The 16,846-nt window shown below is 64.9% G+C and carries 14 protein-coding genes; 8 read left to right on the plus strand and 6 right to left on the minus strand.

Translation table 11 applies throughout. The features are described from left to right. Nucleotides 1-58: 58 nt before the first annotated feature. Together XH92_RS00105 and XH92_RS00110 are read right to left on the minus strand one after the other, a co-directional pair. The gene (locus XH92_RS00105) at nucleotides 59-1,429 is read right to left on the minus strand and encodes an FAD-binding oxidoreductase (RefSeq protein WP_194457429.1); all 1,371 of its coding nucleotides are present in this window, start codon (nucleotides 1,427-1,429) and stop codon (nucleotides 59-61) included. Between the two features lie 60 nt (nucleotides 1,430-1,489). Beyond that, nucleotides 1,490-2,191 carry a GntR family transcriptional regulator gene (locus XH92_RS00110; RefSeq protein ID WP_194457430.1) on the minus strand — a complete coding sequence of 234 codons (702 nt, stop codon included), beginning with the start codon at nucleotides 2,189-2,191 and terminating at the stop codon, nucleotides 1,490-1,492. A gap of 139 nt (nucleotides 2,192-2,330) precedes the next feature. Between XH92_RS00110 and XH92_RS00115 the strand changes: the two genes are divergently transcribed. Next, nucleotides 2,331-3,230, plus strand: a complete 900-nt coding sequence (locus tag XH92_RS00115) for an amino acid ABC transporter substrate-binding protein (protein WP_194457431.1) — start codon at nucleotides 2,331-2,333, stop codon at nucleotides 3,228-3,230. A 46-nt stretch (nucleotides 3,231-3,276) separates the two neighbouring features. Here the strand turns inward: XH92_RS00115 and XH92_RS00120 are convergent, their stop codons facing one another. Next, nucleotides 3,277-5,307, minus strand: coding sequence for a TonB-dependent siderophore receptor (locus XH92_RS00120; protein WP_210345529.1), 2,031 nt, complete (start codon nucleotides 5,305-5,307; stop codon nucleotides 3,277-3,279). Nucleotides 5,308-5,675: 368 nt separating this feature from the next. Between XH92_RS00120 and XH92_RS00125 the strand changes: the two genes are divergently transcribed. Beyond that, nucleotides 5,676-5,876: a hypothetical protein gene (locus XH92_RS00125; RefSeq protein ID WP_194457433.1), complete on the plus strand. Its 201-nt coding sequence runs from the start codon at nucleotides 5,676-5,678 to the stop codon at nucleotides 5,874-5,876. Nucleotides 5,877-6,054: 178 nt separating this feature from the next. Here XH92_RS00125 and XH92_RS00130 read toward each other — a convergent pair whose 3' ends face one another. Both XH92_RS00130 and XH92_RS00135 read right to left on the minus strand, forming a co-directional pair. Then, the gene (locus XH92_RS00130; protein WP_194457434.1) at nucleotides 6,055-7,551 is read right to left on the minus strand and encodes an NAD-dependent succinate-semialdehyde dehydrogenase; all 1,497 of its coding nucleotides are present in this window, start codon (nucleotides 7,549-7,551) and stop codon (nucleotides 6,055-6,057) included. Between the two features lie 149 nt (nucleotides 7,552-7,700). Continuing rightward, nucleotides 7,701-8,024 carry a hypothetical protein gene (locus XH92_RS00135; protein WP_194457435.1) on the minus strand — a complete coding sequence of 108 codons (324 nt, stop codon included), beginning with the start codon at nucleotides 8,022-8,024 and terminating at the stop codon, nucleotides 7,701-7,703. 347 nt (nucleotides 8,025-8,371) lie between these two features. Here XH92_RS00135 and XH92_RS00140 point away from each other — a divergent pair, with 347 nt between their 5' ends. Continuing rightward, the gene (locus XH92_RS00140; RefSeq protein WP_194457436.1) at nucleotides 8,372-9,565 is read left to right on the plus strand and encodes a serine hydrolase; all 1,194 of its coding nucleotides are present in this window, start codon (nucleotides 8,372-8,374) and stop codon (nucleotides 9,563-9,565) included. Nucleotides 9,566-9,712: 147 nt separating this feature from the next. Further along, nucleotides 9,713-11,425: an AMP-binding protein gene (locus XH92_RS00145; protein ID WP_194457437.1), complete on the plus strand. Its 1,713-nt coding sequence runs from the start codon at nucleotides 9,713-9,715 to the stop codon at nucleotides 11,423-11,425. A gap of 208 nt (nucleotides 11,426-11,633) precedes the next feature. Here XH92_RS00145 and XH92_RS00150 read toward each other — a convergent pair whose 3' ends face one another. After that, entirely contained in the window at nucleotides 11,634-12,635 is a 1,002-nt protein-coding gene (locus tag XH92_RS00150; RefSeq protein WP_194457438.1) for an adenosine kinase, read from the minus strand. Between the two features lie 236 nt (nucleotides 12,636-12,871). Between XH92_RS00150 and murJ the strand changes: the two genes are divergently transcribed. The 4 genes from murJ (at nucleotide 12,872) to XH92_RS00170 (ending at nucleotide 16,822) form a co-directional block, all read left to right on the plus strand. Further along, nucleotides 12,872-14,410, plus strand: coding sequence for a murein biosynthesis integral membrane protein MurJ (gene murJ, locus XH92_RS00155; protein ID WP_194457439.1), 1,539 nt, complete (start codon nucleotides 12,872-12,874; stop codon nucleotides 14,408-14,410). Between the two features lie 66 nt (nucleotides 14,411-14,476). Next, nucleotides 14,477-15,529, plus strand: coding sequence for a tryptophan--tRNA ligase (gene trpS, locus XH92_RS00160; protein ID WP_194457440.1), 1,053 nt, complete (start codon nucleotides 14,477-14,479; stop codon nucleotides 15,527-15,529). A gap of 86 nt (nucleotides 15,530-15,615) precedes the next feature. After that, nucleotides 15,616-16,110 carry a universal stress protein gene (locus XH92_RS00165; RefSeq protein WP_050406209.1) on the plus strand — a complete coding sequence of 165 codons (495 nt, stop codon included), beginning with the start codon at nucleotides 15,616-15,618 and terminating at the stop codon, nucleotides 16,108-16,110. Between the two features lie 142 nt (nucleotides 16,111-16,252). Continuing rightward, nucleotides 16,253-16,822: a NifU family protein gene (locus tag XH92_RS00170; RefSeq protein ID WP_194457441.1), complete on the plus strand. Its 570-nt coding sequence runs from the start codon at nucleotides 16,253-16,255 to the stop codon at nucleotides 16,820-16,822. Nucleotides 16,823-16,846 lie beyond the last annotated feature (24 nt).

Below are 16,846 nucleotides of genomic sequence, written 5' to 3' on the forward strand. Positions count from 1 at the left end.
GCAAGTGACGACATAGTTCCCGGATTTCGCTTCGCTTCATCCGGGCTACGGCGACGAACTACAGCAACCCGCGGCTTTCGCTCGCCGCGAGCTCGGCCATCAGCGCCCTGTCGTCATAGCGCGCGAGCGAGAGGCTGCGGGCGAATGCGGGTGCGGGCGCGCCGACAACGGCGCGGGCGCAGAGATCGCCGGTGGCGCAGGCGCCCATCGTGCCGTAACCCGACAATGCGGTGGCCAGGAACACGCCCGGCGTCTTCGCAGCCCCGATCAATGGCCAGTTCTCTTTCGTCATCGGATAGTAGCCGCCGTAGTGCACGCGGTCGCGCGGCAGCGCGCCGAGATATTGCGCAAGGCGCGGCTGCAGCCGGCTCGCCGCGCGCAGAACGACTTCAGGGAAGTAAGGATTCAGCTCCGGCTCGCGCACTGGCTCGATGGTCTGCTCGGCATTGAAGGCCCAGCCGAGCTTGATCCATTCGCCATGATCGCCGCCATCGGGCCGGCAATGGATGCTGCCCGGCATCGGCGCCAGCAGCGGCGCGTATTCCGGCGCCGCCGACAGCGCCTCGCGCTCGTCATCGGACCAGGCGAGCGTCTGGCCGTCGAGATCGATCGCAAACGGCATCTTGCGATCGACCGCGCGGTTGCGGTCGGCGAAGGCGATCTTCTGCTGCAGCACGTTGACGATCGGCAGTTGCTCGCCATGCATCGCCGCGACATGCGCGGCGAACGGGCCGGCGGCGTTGACGATGAGATCGGCCTTGATGGTTTGCCGCGCGCCGTCGGCCAGCACCTCGACGGCGAAGCGATCGGTCTTCGCGATGCCGACCACCCTCGCCTGCTGGAATTGAACGCCAAGCGGGCGCATGGTTTCCAGCATGTACTGGCCGAGCTGTTGCCCGCTGATATCGCCCGCCCTGCGGATATGCAGCGCGGTTGCGATCTTCTTGTCGAAGGCCGGATAGTGCGTCTGGATCAGATCGCGGCCGAGCAGAACGTCGACGCCGTCGGGCGCGCTCTGCCAGTCCGCCGAATGCGGCGGCACATAGCCGCGACTTGTACCCTCATGCAGGCGGATCAGCTTGGCCGCTTGCTCGCCATAGCCGGTGTGGAGCTGCTGCAGCAGCTCCTCGGGCTTTTCCTCACGCGTGACCAGCAGATATCCGCGTCGCGTCATATGGATGCGGTTGTCGCTGCGGCGCGCGATCTCCTCCATCAGGTCCGTGGAATGGTTGGTGAAATCGGCCATCGTCGGATGCGGCCACCAGTTGCGGTAGTTCTCGCCCGATTGCGCCGAGGTCAGTGCCATCGGCTGGCCTTCGTCGACGATCAGCAGGCGCGAGCGCTTGTGCTGGACGGCGAGGTAATAGGCGGTAGCGATCCCGACGATGCCCGCACCGATCACCAGGATTTCGACGTCATTGGTCTTCACGCATAGTCTCCCAAAGTCCCGCAACGGGGCCTGCGATGATTCAAATTGTCCGTGCGGCAATCAGGCCGACCGTTCGGGGCCAGCATCGCGCAACGCCTGGCGCTGCGCCGAGCGCAGCGTCTTCTGCGTCTCCTCGATGTGGTCGCGCAACAGGCGGACGGCTTTCTTGACCTCGCCGTCGCGGCAGAATTCGAGCAGCCGGTAGTGCTCGCGCTGCGGACGCTCCTTGCCGGTCGCCTGCGACACCAGCGCCCGGGTGAAGCGGCCGACGTGGCCGTAATTCGCCTCGATCATGCCGAGCAGGCGCGGTCGGTTGCACGGCGCGTAGAGCGTGGCGTGGAATTTCCAGTTGAAGGCGCCCCATTGCGCCGGATCGGGTTCGGCGTCGTAGGCGCGGAGGATTTTCGTCGCCGCCTCGAGATCGATCTCGCCCATCGCGGGGATCGCCAGGCGCAAGGCGTGGCACTCGAGTGCGATGCGGATCTCGAGCAGCTCGATCACCTCGTCGATCGACAAATCGGAGACGACGGCGCCGCGGTTGGGCAGGAAGGTGACAAAACCCTCGGCCTCGAGTTGGCGCAGCGCCTCGCGCACCGGGATGCGGCTGGTGCCGAACCGCGCGGCGAGCTCGTCCTGACGGAGCTGCAGTCCGGGTGCGAGCTCGCCGGAGCTGATCGCGGCGCGCAGCGCCTCGCGCACGGCGTCCGGCGCGGAGCCGTGAGGTCCGGCCCCTCGTTGGCTGGCTGCGGCTACAGGTTCCATCCTGGCATTTCCTCTGGCGACCCGAGTCAAGATATCCGACCAAGCCAGCATTGTATAAAATCGGATTGCGGATTATGCAATCCTGTGTATAAAATCGTTGTCTATCATATCCAATATTGCTGGCGGCCGCGAGGACCTGATGAGCAGAGCACTTAAGCGACTGATCTATCTTGCCTTTCTTGCCGTTGCGGCATCCGCCCCGGCACAGGCCCAGTCGCCCGGCGGTACGCTGGCGAAGATCCGCGACACCGGCGAAATCCGGCTCGGGCACCGCGACGTCTCGGTGCCGTTCTCCTATCTCGACGACAACCAGAAGCCGGTCGGCTTTGCGATGGACCTCTGCGCGCGGATCGTCGACGTGGTGAAGACCGAGCTCAAGCTGCCGGCGCTGCAGACCAGGCTGCAGCCGATCCAGCTTTCCACCCAGATACCGCTGATCGAGAACGGCACCATCGACATCGTCTGCGGTCCCGCGACCAACACGCTGGAGCGGCAGAAGGTCGTCGCCTTCAGCACCACGATCTTCGTGTCGAGCATCCGCGCCGTGGTGCAGAAGGACGCACCGATCAGGACCTTCGAGGATCTCGGCGGAAGGCCGGTCTCGCTGACCTCAGGCTCGACCTCGATCGGACTGCTCAGCACGCGCGCCCAGGCGAAGAACTTTCAGACCAAGAACATCCTGACGCCGGATCATGCCGCGTCGTTCCTCGCGCTGACCACCTCCCGCAGCGACGCCTTCGTGATGGATGACATTCTGCTCGCCAGCCTGATCGCCGGCAGCCCCAATCCGTCCGACTGGCGCATCATCGACGACAGCCTGCGCACCGAGCCCTACGGACTGATCATCCGCAAGGGCGATCCGGAGTTCAAGGCGCTGGTCGACAAGACGCTGGTCACCATGATGAAGAGCAACGAATTCCAGGAGCTCTACGCGAAATGGTTCACGCGGCCGATTCCGCCGAAGAACGTGAACCTGAATTTCCCGATGACGGCGCCGCTGAAGGATGCCGTCGCCAATCCGAACGACAAGGGCGTGTGACCGGCGATCGCCGGATCGCCAGCTTCGTACTCTTCCGGATCATGCCCTAGAAATCGACCGTCATCGACAGCCACAGCGTCCGCGGCATGCCGCTGATCACATAGCCGGTTGGATTGCCGATCCAGTAGTGCTTGTCGAACAGATTGGTCAGGGACGCCCTGAACGTGGTCGGACGCCCCGCGAGAGTCGTCGCGTAACGCGCACCGATGTCGAAGGTCGTCCAGGCGGGGACGCTTTGGACGTTGTCGGCGCTGACATAGGCCCGGCTGGTGTAGATGGCACGCGCGGTCGCGGTGAGGCCCGGCACGAAAGGGGTGTCCCATTCGACGCCCAAATTGCCCTGCAGGTCGGGTGCACCGATCGCGCGATTGCCGTCGTAGAGGTGGCCTTGCGTTTGGGTGAGTTGGGCATCGAGCCAGGTCACGCCGCCGAGGACGCGGACGCCGGGCGCGACCTCGCCAAACGTATTGATTTCAACACCACGGTTTCTCTGCTGGCCATCGAGAGTGTAGATCTTGGTGATGGGATCGATCACACCGCTCGGTTGGCTGATCTGGAACGCCGAGAGGCTCGCGCCGAAGCCTCCGAGATCGAGCTTGGTGCCGACCTCCACTTGCCGCGTCTTGAAGGGGGCGAACACCGCATTGGTGTTCGCCGCGCCGGAAGGCGGCGTCGGCCCAGGCGTCAAGCCTTCGATGTAGTTGGCATAAAGCGAGAGCTGCTTGATCGGCCTCACCACCAAGGCGATCGAAGGCGACGTTGCGCTGTCGTCATAGTGCGTCGTTTCCAGCCCGCTCACGGGATCGAAGCTGCTCGCGATCACCTGCTGTTGGCGCGCACCCACGATCACTTGCAGCATGCCGCCCATGGTCGTGATGGTATCGGCAACGCCGACACTGCGCAGTCCGAGGAATCCCGACTTGCCCTCCGGGAACGTCGATACCGGCGTGCCCGCACTCGCCAACAAGGTCGGTCGGTAGATGTTGGTCAGGTAGGTCGCGTAGTTGGTCTGGCCGAGCCAATCGGTCCGGTCGAGCGCGCTGCCGCTGACGACCACCTCATGGCCGACGGGTCCGGTGTCGAAACGCGCACGGACGCCCGCCTCACCCGAGACGCCCTCCGACTTGCCGGTCTGGAATCGGGATGTGCCCCGCGCATCGCCCGCGGTGTTGAGAATCGTCGCACCCGGGTCTTCCTGCTTGTCGTAGCGGAATTGGTTGGCGCCGATCGCGCCAAACACGGTGACGTTGTTGCTGAGATCGTATTCGGCCCTGGTCAAGCCGGTCAGGCTCTGCGACCGCGCGTAGTCGAACGGCTGCGCGAGATTGATGCGCGGATCGGGCGCCTTCGGCATGGCGATGCCGGGCAGCGGCGTGTAGCCGCGCTGGGCCGCCTTCATCCAGTCGTCCTGGGAGATAATGTCCGCGGACCAGCGCAAGCGTTCGCCATGATAGTCGACGCCGAGCGAACCAACGCCGTTGCGCGTGGACTGCCGGTCGATCGCGGTGTTGCCGCCGTCGATCCCGCCATTGAAGCGAACGCCCCACTCCTTCTGTTCGCCATAGCGGCGTGCGAGGTCGAGCTCCGTTCCGAAACGTCCGTCGGAAATGTAGCCCGCGGTCAGGCGCGTGAGGTCTTCCGTCGCCCGCTTGGTCACGACGTTGACGGTGCCGCCGATGCTGCCTTGCGGAGCCATTCCGTTGAGGAAGGCACCCGGTCCCTTGAGCAGCTCAATGCGCTCGATCGGAGCCGGGTTGACGCGATAGGCCGGAACGAGACCGTAAAGCCCGTTCAAGGCGATTTCGCTGTTCTCGACCCGGAAGCCGCGGATGGTCAGCGCGTCGTAACGGTTGCTGCTGCCGATCGCAGCGCGCACCGACGGATCGGAATTCGTCAGCACTTCCGCAACGCTGGTTGCCTGCTGATCGCGGATCGTCTTCTCGGTGTAGCTCGTCAGGCTGTACGGCGTATCCATATAGTCCTTGTTGCCGAGCAGGCCGAGTTGTCCGCCGCGCGCAACTTGGCCACCGACATAAGGCACCGGCAACGCCGCCTGCTGCGCACCGGCTGTGGGCATTGCCGCGGGCGCCGGCGCGTGCGCACGCCTGCTCGCCTGATGCGATGCCGACGAGCGCGCCGCCCGTGACGACGACGGTCTCCGAACCGGCGCGGCGCGGTGCTGTGGCGCGGCCACGACGACCGGCGGAAGCGGCGCGGCACCGCTTGCGGGCGGCTGCTCCGGCGACTGTGCGAACGAAGGGACCGTGGTCAGGAAGAGCGATGCGCACGCGAGTCGGAATGCGCACGGAACGTTTGAAGTGACGAGCATGAAGTCCCCGGATTCTTGTTCTTGGTTTCGGCCCGAACATCGTCAGAGTTCGAGCACCACCGGGGCATAAGCAGCATGCGCTGCGACGCCAACTAGAACGTATCTAGGAAACGGGGATGAAGCTTGCTGCGCGAGGCGATATTGATGCGGCAGATTCTATGATTCTAATATTCTTCCGTTGCGTGGCATCGCGCGTACGCTGCTTGATTCTGCCAAAGCGCGATGAGATTGGGTTGAATCATCATCGCGCTTTAGCTCCTTGTTTGAGCATGATCTTTTTGGAAAACCGCTTCACACTTTTCCGGATTATGCTCTAGCTCGCTTCGAGATTAGAAAGATTCTTGATGCGGTCGTCGTCGCGATCGAAGCGACATCATTCGGCAGACGCGGTGATTTGTCGCACGCGGCAGACCAAGCGATCGACAATGGCGACTGACGGATTCGCCGGCATGTGTCCCCTCGCCGATGCAGGCGAAGGGACAGGTTACTCAGCGATCAGACGCCGGCCATCATCACGTATTTGATCTCGACATACTCATCCATGCCGTGGCGCGAGCCTTCGCGGCCGAGGCCCGATTCCTTGACGCCGCCGAACGGTGCGACCTCGGTCGTGATCAGGCCGGAGTTGACACCGACCATGCCCGACTCCAGTGCCTCGGCGACGCGCCAGACACGGCCGATGTCGCGCGAATAGAAGTAGGAGGCGAGGCCGAACGGCGAGGCGTTGCACATCGCGATCACATCCGCCTCGTCCTTGAAGCGAATGACCGGCGCGAGCGGGCCGAAGGTTTCCTCATGCGCCACCAGCGCGTCCGGCTTCACGTCCGACAATACGGTCGGCTCGAAGAAGCTGCGGCCGAGCGCCGAGCGCTTGCCGCCGGTCACGATCTTGGCGCCGCCCTTCACCGCGTCGGCAATGTGCCGCTCGACCTTCTCGATCGCTTCCATGTTGATCAGCGGCCCCTGCGCCACACCCGCTTCGGTGCCGTCGCCGATCTTCATCTCGGCAACCTTCTTCGACAGCTTCGTGACGAACTGGTCGTAGATCTTGTCCTGCGCGTAGAGACGGTTGGCGCAGACGCAGGTCTGGCCCATGTTGCGATACTTCGAGACCATGGCGCCCTCGACCGCCGCGTCGATGTCGGCATCGTCGAACACCACGAACGGCGCGTTGCCGCCGAGCTCGAGGCCGAGCTTCTTCACGCCGACCGACGCCTGCCGGTACAGGATCTTGCCGACCTCGGTCGAACCGGTGAAGCCGACGAAGCGCACCGCCGGATGTTCGCACAGCACCTTGCCGATCGGCGACGCATCACCGGTGATGATGTTGAACACGCCCTTCGGCACGCCTGCCTTCTCGGCCAGCGCTGCCAGCGCGAGCGCCGACAGCGGCGTCTCGTTGGCGGGCTTCAGCACCACCGTGCAACCGGCGGCCAGCGCCGGCGACACTTTTCGCGTGATCATCGAGTTCGGGAAATTCCACGGCGTGATGGCGCCGCAGACGCCGATCGGCTGCCTGATCGCGAGCAGGCGGGCATCCGGACGCTGGGTCGGAATGGTCTCGCCGTAGACGCGACGCGCCTCTTCCGCGAAGAATTCGACATAGGCGGCGCCGATATCGACTTCGCCGAGCGCCTCCGCCAGCGGCTTGCCCTGCTCGGAGGTCAGGATCAGCGCGAGATCCTCGCGGTTGGCGATGATCAGATCGAACCATTTGCGCAAGATGTTGGAGCGCTGCTTGGCGGTCAGCTTGGCCCAGGCCGGAAACGCGCGCTGGGCGGCCTCGACGGCCCTGGTGGCATCATCGGCGCTCAGCTGCGGGATCTTGATCAGCTCGGCGCCGGTCGCCGGATTGTTGACGGCGAATTCGGGGCTGCCAACCCAGGCGCCGTCGATGTAGCAGCGATCGCGCAGCAGCGACGGATCCTTCAGGCGACTTTGCAGGGAAGATGCTGCGGATTGCGTGGCGCGTGCGGCAACGGGCGGGGTCATGGCGTTACTCCTTGAATTTCTTTGGGAGGTATTCGCCGCCTATATAGGCGGAAAGCCGCTGCGATGCACTGGCGCCCGGCGCGACCCTGCTTGGACGCAAACGCGGCGCCGTTCGATGCTGCGCGTCGCCCCGAAATGACGCCTTTGTGTCAGATCGCGCCGCCCGACATGTAGGTTTCACGACGACCGATCATGCGTTCGGCCGCGGCCTTGGCATCCGCCTTGGTCGAGGTTGCGCAGGTCCGGTATTCGAGGTCGGCCTGCGCCCGCGCATCGCGGCGGCCGAACCACGACTTGGCGCCGGTCTGCAACAACGCCAGCGCATGGGCGACGTTATCGACGGCCTCGAACGAGTGCAGCGCGCCGGTACCCGCGTAGCGAACTTCGTACAGACCTGGGCTGATCGGCGCCTCGATATTCTCGCCGCGGCCCGGCCGCGGATAGCGCTTCCATTCACTCCATGTCGAAATCATTGCTGCGTCCCCGCAAGGCGCGAAATGACGAATCTTTTCGTCAAATCCATCCCAATCCGCCGCACCGTTTGTGCAGCGATCTGAATGCGTTAATGCAAAAAAACAGGTACGGAAATCAACTCGTGGATCACGTTACCGTGGCTGCCTTGCGGGGTCACCGGGACCCGTGCCGAGTCCACCGCAAAATCTGCGCGCGTGGTGAACACCGTCTCAGCGAGGCCGTTCCTATGCGGCCCGCCTTCACGACATCGCGACGTCATCGCATCGCACCCGCCTTGCGGGACCCCGAAAGCGGGAGGATGATCCGCCCCGTTTCAAAACAATAAACCCACCGGAGGACGCCCCCAATGCAGAGCAAGGCTCAGATCGATCAGGTATTGCGGCAGAAGAGCGAGGCAAAGGAGATTCCCGGTGTGGTCGCCGTCGCGGCCACCGGCAAGGACGTGATCTATGAAGGCGCGTTCGGCAAGCGCGACCTTTCCAAGAGCGATGCCATGACGGCGGACAGCGTGTTCTGGATCGCCTCGATGACCAAGGCCGTGACATCCGCGGGCGCGATGCAGCTCGTCGAGCAGGGCAAGCTCTCGCTCGATGAGCCGATCGGCAAGCTGCTGCCCGATCTCGCCGCCGTGCAGGTGCTCGACGGCTTCGATGCCAAGGGCGAGCCGAAGCTGCGCCCGGCGAAGGCGCCAATCACGCTGCGCAAGCTGATGACCCACACCGCCGGCTTCTGCTACGACTTGTGGAACGCCGATATGGGGAAATACATGGAGAAGACCGGCACGCCCGGGATCATCTCCTGCCTGAATGCCGCGCTGAAGACGCCGCTCGCGAGCGATCCGGGCACGCGCTGGGAATACGGCATCAATATCGACTTCGTCGGCAAGGCAGTGGAAGCCGCATCCGGCAAGAAGCTCGATGCGTATTTGCGTGACAACATGTTCGCGCCGCTCGGCATGAGCGACACCGGCTTCAAGATTTCAGACAACATGCGTAAGCGGCTGGTCGGCATGCATGCGCGCGGCGAGGACGGCACGCTGACCGCGATCCCGTTCGAGCTCGAGCAGAACCCTGAATTCCACATGGGTGGCGGCGGCCTCTATTCCACCGCGGCCGACTACATCAAGTTCTGCCAGATGATCCTCAACAAGGGCAAAGGCAACGGCACCCAGCTGCTGAAGCCGGAGACCATTGCGGCCATGGGGCAGAACCAGATGGGCGATCTCAGCGTCAGCAAGATGACGACGGCGGCGCCGCCGTACACCAACGATGTCGACCTCTATCCGGACCAGGTGAAGAAGTGGGGCCTGAGCTTCCTGATCAACACCGCCAAGACGCCGGAAGGCCGCAGCGCCGGCAGCCTCGCCTGGGCGGGCCTTGCCAACACCTATTACTGGATCGATCCGTCGCGCGACGTCTGCGGCGTGATCTTGACCCAGCTGTTGCCGTTCGCCGACAAGCACAGCCTGGAAGCCTTCGCAGGCTTCGAGAAGGGCATCTATGCCGGCCTCGATGCCGGCAGCGGACAGCGGGCGGCCTGAGGTTCCAGTCAGGCAACAAGAAATCCCTCCCCCACGGGGAGGGATTTTTCGTACCCGCCATAGGTCGGGCCTGTCCTGCCGGCGCCAAACGACTAAGATCGCGCAAAAAAGCGTGACAACACGAACACGACCACGAGGAGGACGAGCTTGGCACCCACGCCCAAGGGAGATAGCAAGGCAGACAGCTATGTCTGCGGCATTTCCGATACGCCGCTGCTCGGTGAAACCATCGGCCGCAGCCTCGACCGCGCACGCGCGCGCTGGGGCGAGCGCGAGGCGCTGGTCTCGCCCAGCCACAATGTGCGCTGGACCTGGAACGAATTCGCCGACCGTGTCGAAGCGCTCGCGGCAGGCTTTCTTGCGCTCGGGCTGCAACGCGGCGAGCGGATCGGTATCTGGTCGCTGAACCGGCCGGAATGGACGCTGACGCAATTCGCTGCCGCCAAAGCAGGTCTGATCCTCGTCACCATTAATCCGGCCTATCGCTTGAGCGAGCTCGAATTCGCGCTCGGCAAGGTCGGCTGCGCCGCGATCGTGACCGCGACCGCGTTCAAGACCTCGGCCTATATGGAGATGCTGAACACGCTGCTGCCCGAGCTTGCGAGCGCCACACCCGGCCATCTGCGCTCGGCGCGGCTGCTGCAATTGCGCGCCGTGATCCAGATCGGCGGACCGGCGGCACCGGGCACGATTCCATTCGATGCGGTGTCGCAGATGGGCGATGAGCGCCACCGCGAGCAGCTCGCGGTGCTCGGTGAGAGCCTGCAATTCGACGATCCCGTCAATATTCAATTCACCAGCGGCACCACCGGCTCGCCCAAGGGCGTGACGCTGACCCACCACAACATCCTCAACAACGGCTACTTCACCGGCCGCGCCATGCGCCTGACCGAGCAGGACCGCATCTGCATCCCAGTGCCGCTCTATCACTGCTTCGGCATGGTGATGGGCAATCTCGCATCCGTCACGCTCGGCACCACCATGGTCTATCCCGGCGAAGGTTTCGATCCGCTGGCGACGCTTGCGACCGTCGCGCAGGAGAAATGCACGACGCTGTACGGCGTGCCGACCATGTTCATCGCCGAGCTCGACCATCCGGAGTTCGCGCGCTTCGACCTGTCGTCACTGCGCACCGGCATCATGGCCGGCGCGCCCTGCCCGATCGAGGTGATGAAGCGCGTCAACACCGAGATGAACATGCGCGAGGTGACGATCGCCTATGGCATGACCGAGACCAGCCCGGTGAGTTTCCAGAGCGCGACCGACGATCCGCTGGAGCGGCGCGTCTCCACCGTCGGCCGCATTCATCCGCATGTCGAGGTCAAGGTCGTCGATCTCGACGGCAAGGTGGTGCCGCGCGGCGAACGCGGCGAGCTCTGCACCCGCGGCTACAGCGTGATGCTCGGCTACTGGGACGAGAAGGAAAAGACCGGCGAGGTGCTCGACGCCAATGGCTGGATGCACACCGGCGATCTCGCCGTGATCGACGACGAGGGCTATTGCAACATCGTCGGCCGCATCAAGGATTTGGTGATCCGCGGCGGCGAGAACCTCTATCCTCGAGAGATCGAGGAATTCCTCTACCGCCATCCGAAGATCCAGGACGTGCAGATCTTCGGCGTCGCCGACGCGCGCTATGGCGAGGAACTGTGCGCCTGGGTTCGCGTGCGAGCCGGCGAGACGCTGACCGCCGACGAAGTCCGCGCGTTCTGCCAGGGCCAGATCGCCCACAACAAGATCCCGCGCTATGTCGAGTTCGTCGAGGAATATCCGATGACGGTGACCGGGAAGATCCAGAAATTCGTGATGCGCGATGCGGTGGAGCAGCGGCTGGGGTTGAAGGCCGCGAAGACGGCGTGATGCCTCTCTTCTTCCTCGCCCCGCTCTCTTGTCCGCCGAAGCCCGCCTTCGGGCGAAGGCGGATGCGGGGAGAGGGCTGGGGTGAGGGGCCGTCTCCGCAAACTCGATGAAGATGAGTACGCTCAGACTCCCCCTCACCCGGATCGCATCTTACGATGCGATCCGGCCTCTCCCCGCAAGCGGGGCGAGGCAAGAAAGAGCTCCGCGCTTACACCAGCAGCCCCTGCTGCTTCGCCAGATCCTTCAGCGACACCAACGGCCGGGCGCCGATGTGCTGGATCACTTCGGCCGCGGCAAGCGCGCCGAGGCGGCCGGCATTCTCGTGGCCGACATTGCGGACGAGACCGACCAGGAAGCCGGCGGCGAACAGGTCGCCGGCGCCGGTGGTGTCGACCAGTTTGTCGATCGGAGAGGCGGGCGCCGATACGACGCCATCGCCCGAGATCACCACGCAGCCCTTCTCGCTGCGGGTGACGACGCCGAGTTTGGTGTCCTTGCCGAACTGCTTCAGCGCGGTGTCGAAATCCGAGGTCTGGTACAGCGAGTGCAGCTCGGACTCGTTGGCGAACACGAGATCCACGATGCCCTTGCGCATCAGATCGAGGAATTCGTCGCGGTAGCGATCGACGCAGAACGAATCCGACAAGGTCAGCGCGACCTGGCGCCCCGCGCCATGCGCGATATCAGCCGCCTTCACGAAGGCGTCCTTGGCGTTCTTCGGATCCCAAAGATAGCCCTCGAGATAGATGATGCTCGCGGCTGCGATCTGGGCCGGATCGATGTCGTCTGGCGTCAGGTCCTGCGCGGCGCCGAGATAGGTGTTCATGGTGCGCTCGCCGTCCGGCGTCACCAGGATGTAGGAGCAGCCGGTGGCCGGACCGCTCTTGGCCGGCGCGGTGTCGAAGGTGACGCCGGCGGCGCGGATATCGTGGACGTAGAGCTTGCCGATCTGGTCGTCCTTGACCTTGCCGACATAGGCGGCGCGGGCGCCGAGATTGCCGACGCCGACGATGGTGTTCGCGGCCGAACCGCCCGACATCTCAGTCGCCACGCCCATGTCGCCGTAGATCGCGGTGGCGCGCGCCTCGTCGATCAGCTGCATCGAGCCCTTGGTCATGCCGTGACGGGCAAGGAACCCCTCGTCGGTCTGCACCAGCACGTCGAAGATCGCGTTGCCGATCCCGAGAACGTCATATTTTGCGTCAGCCATAGACCTGCCCTGTGTTAACGCCACCCAACAAGAGCCGCGACCTATCACGTTACGCCTCGGGGCAGCAAGGGAAGCTCTACGTTCCGTCATCCGGAGGAGCGCGAAGCGCGTCTCGAAGGATGCACGGCCCGGCTGATGGCCGTCGACCCTTCGAGACGCGCGTGCCGCGCTCCTCAGGGTGACGGGTCCAACAGGGTGCTGCTGGCAGCAGGGCTCGTGGCTGGTATAGATGCCTCATGTTCCGTTCCTTCCTCACCGTCTCCACGGGAACGCTGGCCTCGCGACTGCTCGGCTTCGTGCGCGATTCCGTGATCGCGGCGCTGCTCGGCGCGGGGCCGGTGGCGGATGCGTTCCTGGCGGCATTCCAGCTTGTTAATGTGGTGCGGCGGCTGCTGGCCGAGGGCGGATTGAATGCCGCCCTGGTGCCGGCCTGGCTTAAGGCGCGCGACACGGAGGGCATGGCCGCGGCAACCGCCTTTGCCGGCCGCGTGCTCGGCACCGTCAGTGCCGCGGTCATCGCGGCCGCGCTCGTGATCGGCGTGCTGATGCCGCTGGTGATCGCGGCGATCGCGCCGGGCTTCGTCGGCCGCGATACGCTGCAACTCGCGGTCGACAACGCGAGGCTGATGCTGCCTTATCTTGCCTTCGCCGGCCCCGTCACCGTGATGATGGCGCTGCTCAATGCGCAGGGACGCTTCGCGCTGACCGCGTTCTCGCCGTTGCTGTTCAACATCGCGCTGATATCAGTGATGGCCGTGCTGCTGGCGCGGCAGCAGGACCCGGTGCAGGCCGCGCTTGTCATGGCGGCGACGATCGGCGTCGCCGGCTTCCTGCAACTGTCGATGCTGGCGCTGCGCGGTGCAAAACTCGCCGCGCCGCTCCGGATCTCCTTCGATCCTGACATGCGCGGCTTTCTCGGCCGCGCGGTCCCCGGCATGGTCGCGAGCAGCGCGCCGCAATGGCTTGTCGTGGCGGGCGCCGTGATCGCGTCGACCTCGCCATCCGCGGTGTCCTGGCTCTATTTCGCCAACCGCCTGCTCGAACTGCCGCTCGGCATCGTCGGCGTCGCCATGGGTACGGTGCTGATCCCGGAGATGACGCGCGCGGTGCGCAGCGGCGAATCCAGCGCAATCGCGGACGCGGAATCGCGCGGGCTGGAACTCGCGGTCGGGCTCGCTTTGCCCGCAACGCTCGGCCTGATGGTGCTGAGCGAACCGATCGTGCGGATGCTGTTCGAGCACGGCGCGTTCACCGCGGAGGATACCGCGGCCACCGCGCAGGCCCTGATCTGGCTGACACTCGCGCTCCCGGCGCATGTGCTGGTGAAGGCGCTATCGCCGGCGTTCTTTGCCCGCGAGGACACGATGACGCCGCTGTTCGCAACGCTGAAGGCCATCGTGGTGGCAATCGCGGCGGCCTTCGTGCTTGGCCATGTGTTCGGCGCGAGCGGAATCGCCGCCGGCATCGCGCTCGGCGCCTGGAGCAATGCGCTGGCGCTGATCCGCAAGGGCGCCGCCACCTTCGGCTTCTCGATCGATGCCGCGGCGCGCCGCCGGCTGCCGCGCATCCTCGCGGCGGCGCTCGCGATGGGCGTCCTGCTCTGGCTCGCCGAAGGCGCGCTGCCGACAGCCGGCAGCCACGGTTTCGTGCAGGCAGCCTCCCTCCTCGTGCTGATCACGGCCGGGATCGCCGGTTACGGGCTGTTCTTGCAGCTTTTCGGCGTCACCGGCTGGCGCGACGCGGTTAACGCCGTCAGGCAAAGACGCCCCGCCTGACTTGCGCGCGCCGGGCTTAAGTGGCAAACGACGCGGCAAAATCGGCCATTTCCGGGAATCGAGACCATGGCGTTCGTTGAACGGGTTTTCTCAGGCGTCCAGCCGACGGGCAATCTGCACCTCGGCAACTACCTCGGCGCCATCGTCAACTTCGTGAAGATGCAGCAGACCCATAACTGCATCTATTGCGTCGTCGACATGCACGCGATCACGCAGGGCGTCGAGGTCTGGGGCGGCCCGGCCGAGCTCGCACGCAACACCCGCGAGGTGACCGCGGCCTTCATCGCCTCGGGTATCGATGCCAAGAAGCACATCGTGTTCAACCAGAGCCAGATCGCCGGCCACGCCGAGCTGACCTGGATCTTCAACTGCGTCGCACGCATCGGCTGGCTGAACCGCATGACACAGTTCAAGGAGAAGGCCGGCAAGGACCGCGAGAACGCCTCCGTCGGCCTCTACGACTATCCGGTGCTGATGGCTGCCGACATCCTGCTGTACCGCGCCACCCACGTGCCGGTCGGCGAGGACCAGAAGCAGCATCTGGAGCTCTCGCGGGATATCGCGCAGAAGTTCAACAACGATTTCGGCGATTCGATCCGCGGCCACGGCTTCAATGAAGGCCTCTACTTCCCGCAGCCCGAGCCGCTGATCACGGGGCCCGCGACGCGGGTGATGAGCCTGCGCGACGGCACCAAGAAGATGTCGAAGTCGGATGCGTCGGACAATTCCCGCATCAACCTCACCGACGACGCCGACACCATCGCGCAGAAGATCCGCAGGGCGAAGACCGATCCGGAGCCGCTGCCGTCGGAGGAAAAGGGCCTCGAGACCCGCCCCGAGGCCGACAACCTTGTCGGCATCTATGCGGCGCTCGCCGGCACCACCAAGCAGGAGGTGCTGACGCAGTTCGGCGGCGGGCAATTCTCCACGTTCAAGAACGCCCTGGTCGAGGTTTGCGTCGCAAAACTGGCGCCGATCGCCTCCGAGATGAAGAAGCTGATGGCCGATCCCGGCCATGTCGATGCGATCCTGGTCGACGGCGCCAACCGTGCACGGATCATCGCCGACGAGACCATGCGCATGACAAAGGACATCGTCGGCTTCATCCGCCCGCGCTGACATCGCCGGCAGAACTGCGCGCTCCCTCTCCCCAACAGGGAGGGAGTGTGGCACCATGGGTTGGTTTGGCCAGCACCGGGACATGCATGACCACCCAGCGACGCAGCTACGAGACAGGTCACAAGCCGAAATGCCTCGTCATCGTTGACGACACGGCGGAATGGGACCGTGCGGTTTATTACGCCAGCCGGTGGGCGATCCGGGTCGGCGGCGGCGTCGTGATGCTGCGGGTGATCGAGACCGAGGACCAGAACCAGCAATGGCTCGGGGTGGCCGATATCATGCGCGCGGAGGCCGAGGAGGCCGCGAACGAGGCGCTCGACCGCGCCGCCGGCCGCGCCAACGGGATCGCCGCGATCACTCCCGAACGGGTGATTCGCGAGGGTGACCCGACCGAGCAGATCCTCGACGTGATCGACAAGGACGTCGACATCGCGATGCTGGTGCTCGCCGCCAATCCCGGCGCCGAGGGGCCCGGACCGATCATCACCACGATGGCCAAGACCATGGGGGCGTTCCCGATCCCGGTGACCATCGTGCCCGGCGGCCTGACCGACGCCGAGATCGACGCCCTGTCGTAGCGCAATATGAGCGCCGAAGGCTCCAGTGCATGGATACGGGCCTGGAACCGCGGTTTTGGCGCTTGATCGCAGGCTTTTTAGTTGCCATTTGATGGGGGAACCCAACGCGCCGGCCTTGAACCGGCGACGCCGGAGACAGCAAATGTTCATTCAGACCGAAGCTACGCCCAATCCCGCCACCCTGAAGTTCATCCCGGGCCGCCTGGTGCTCGACAGCGGCACCATGGAATTCTCGTCAGCCGAGACCGCCGCCCGCTCGCCGCTCGCCGAACGGCTGTTCGCCGTGTCAGGCGTCACCGGCGTGTTCTACGGCGCCGACTTCATCACCGTGACCAAGGCAGACGGCGACTGGCAGCACCTCAAGCCCGCGATCCTCGGCGCCATCATGGAGCACTACATGTCGGGTGCGCCGCTGCTCGCCGACGGCACCGCAGCCAGCGACGACGCCCTCGACGAGGAAGGAGAGTTCTTCGACGAGGCCGACGCCGAGACGGTCGAGCAGATCAAGGACCTGATCGAGACCCGCGTGCGCCCGGCGGTTGCCAATGACGGCGGCGACATCACCTTCCGCGGCTTCAAGGATGGCATCGTCTATCTCAACATGAAGGGCTCCTGCGCCGGCTGCCCGTCATCGACCGCGACCCTGCAACACGGCATCCAGAACCTGCTCCGGCACTTCGTGCCCGACGTGCAGGAAGTCCGGCCGATGTGATGGAGCGGCGAATGGCGCGTGGCA

Source organism: Bradyrhizobium sp. CCBAU 53421, assembly GCF_015291625.1.
Taxonomy (GTDB): domain Bacteria; phylum Pseudomonadota; class Alphaproteobacteria; order Rhizobiales; family Xanthobacteraceae; genus Bradyrhizobium.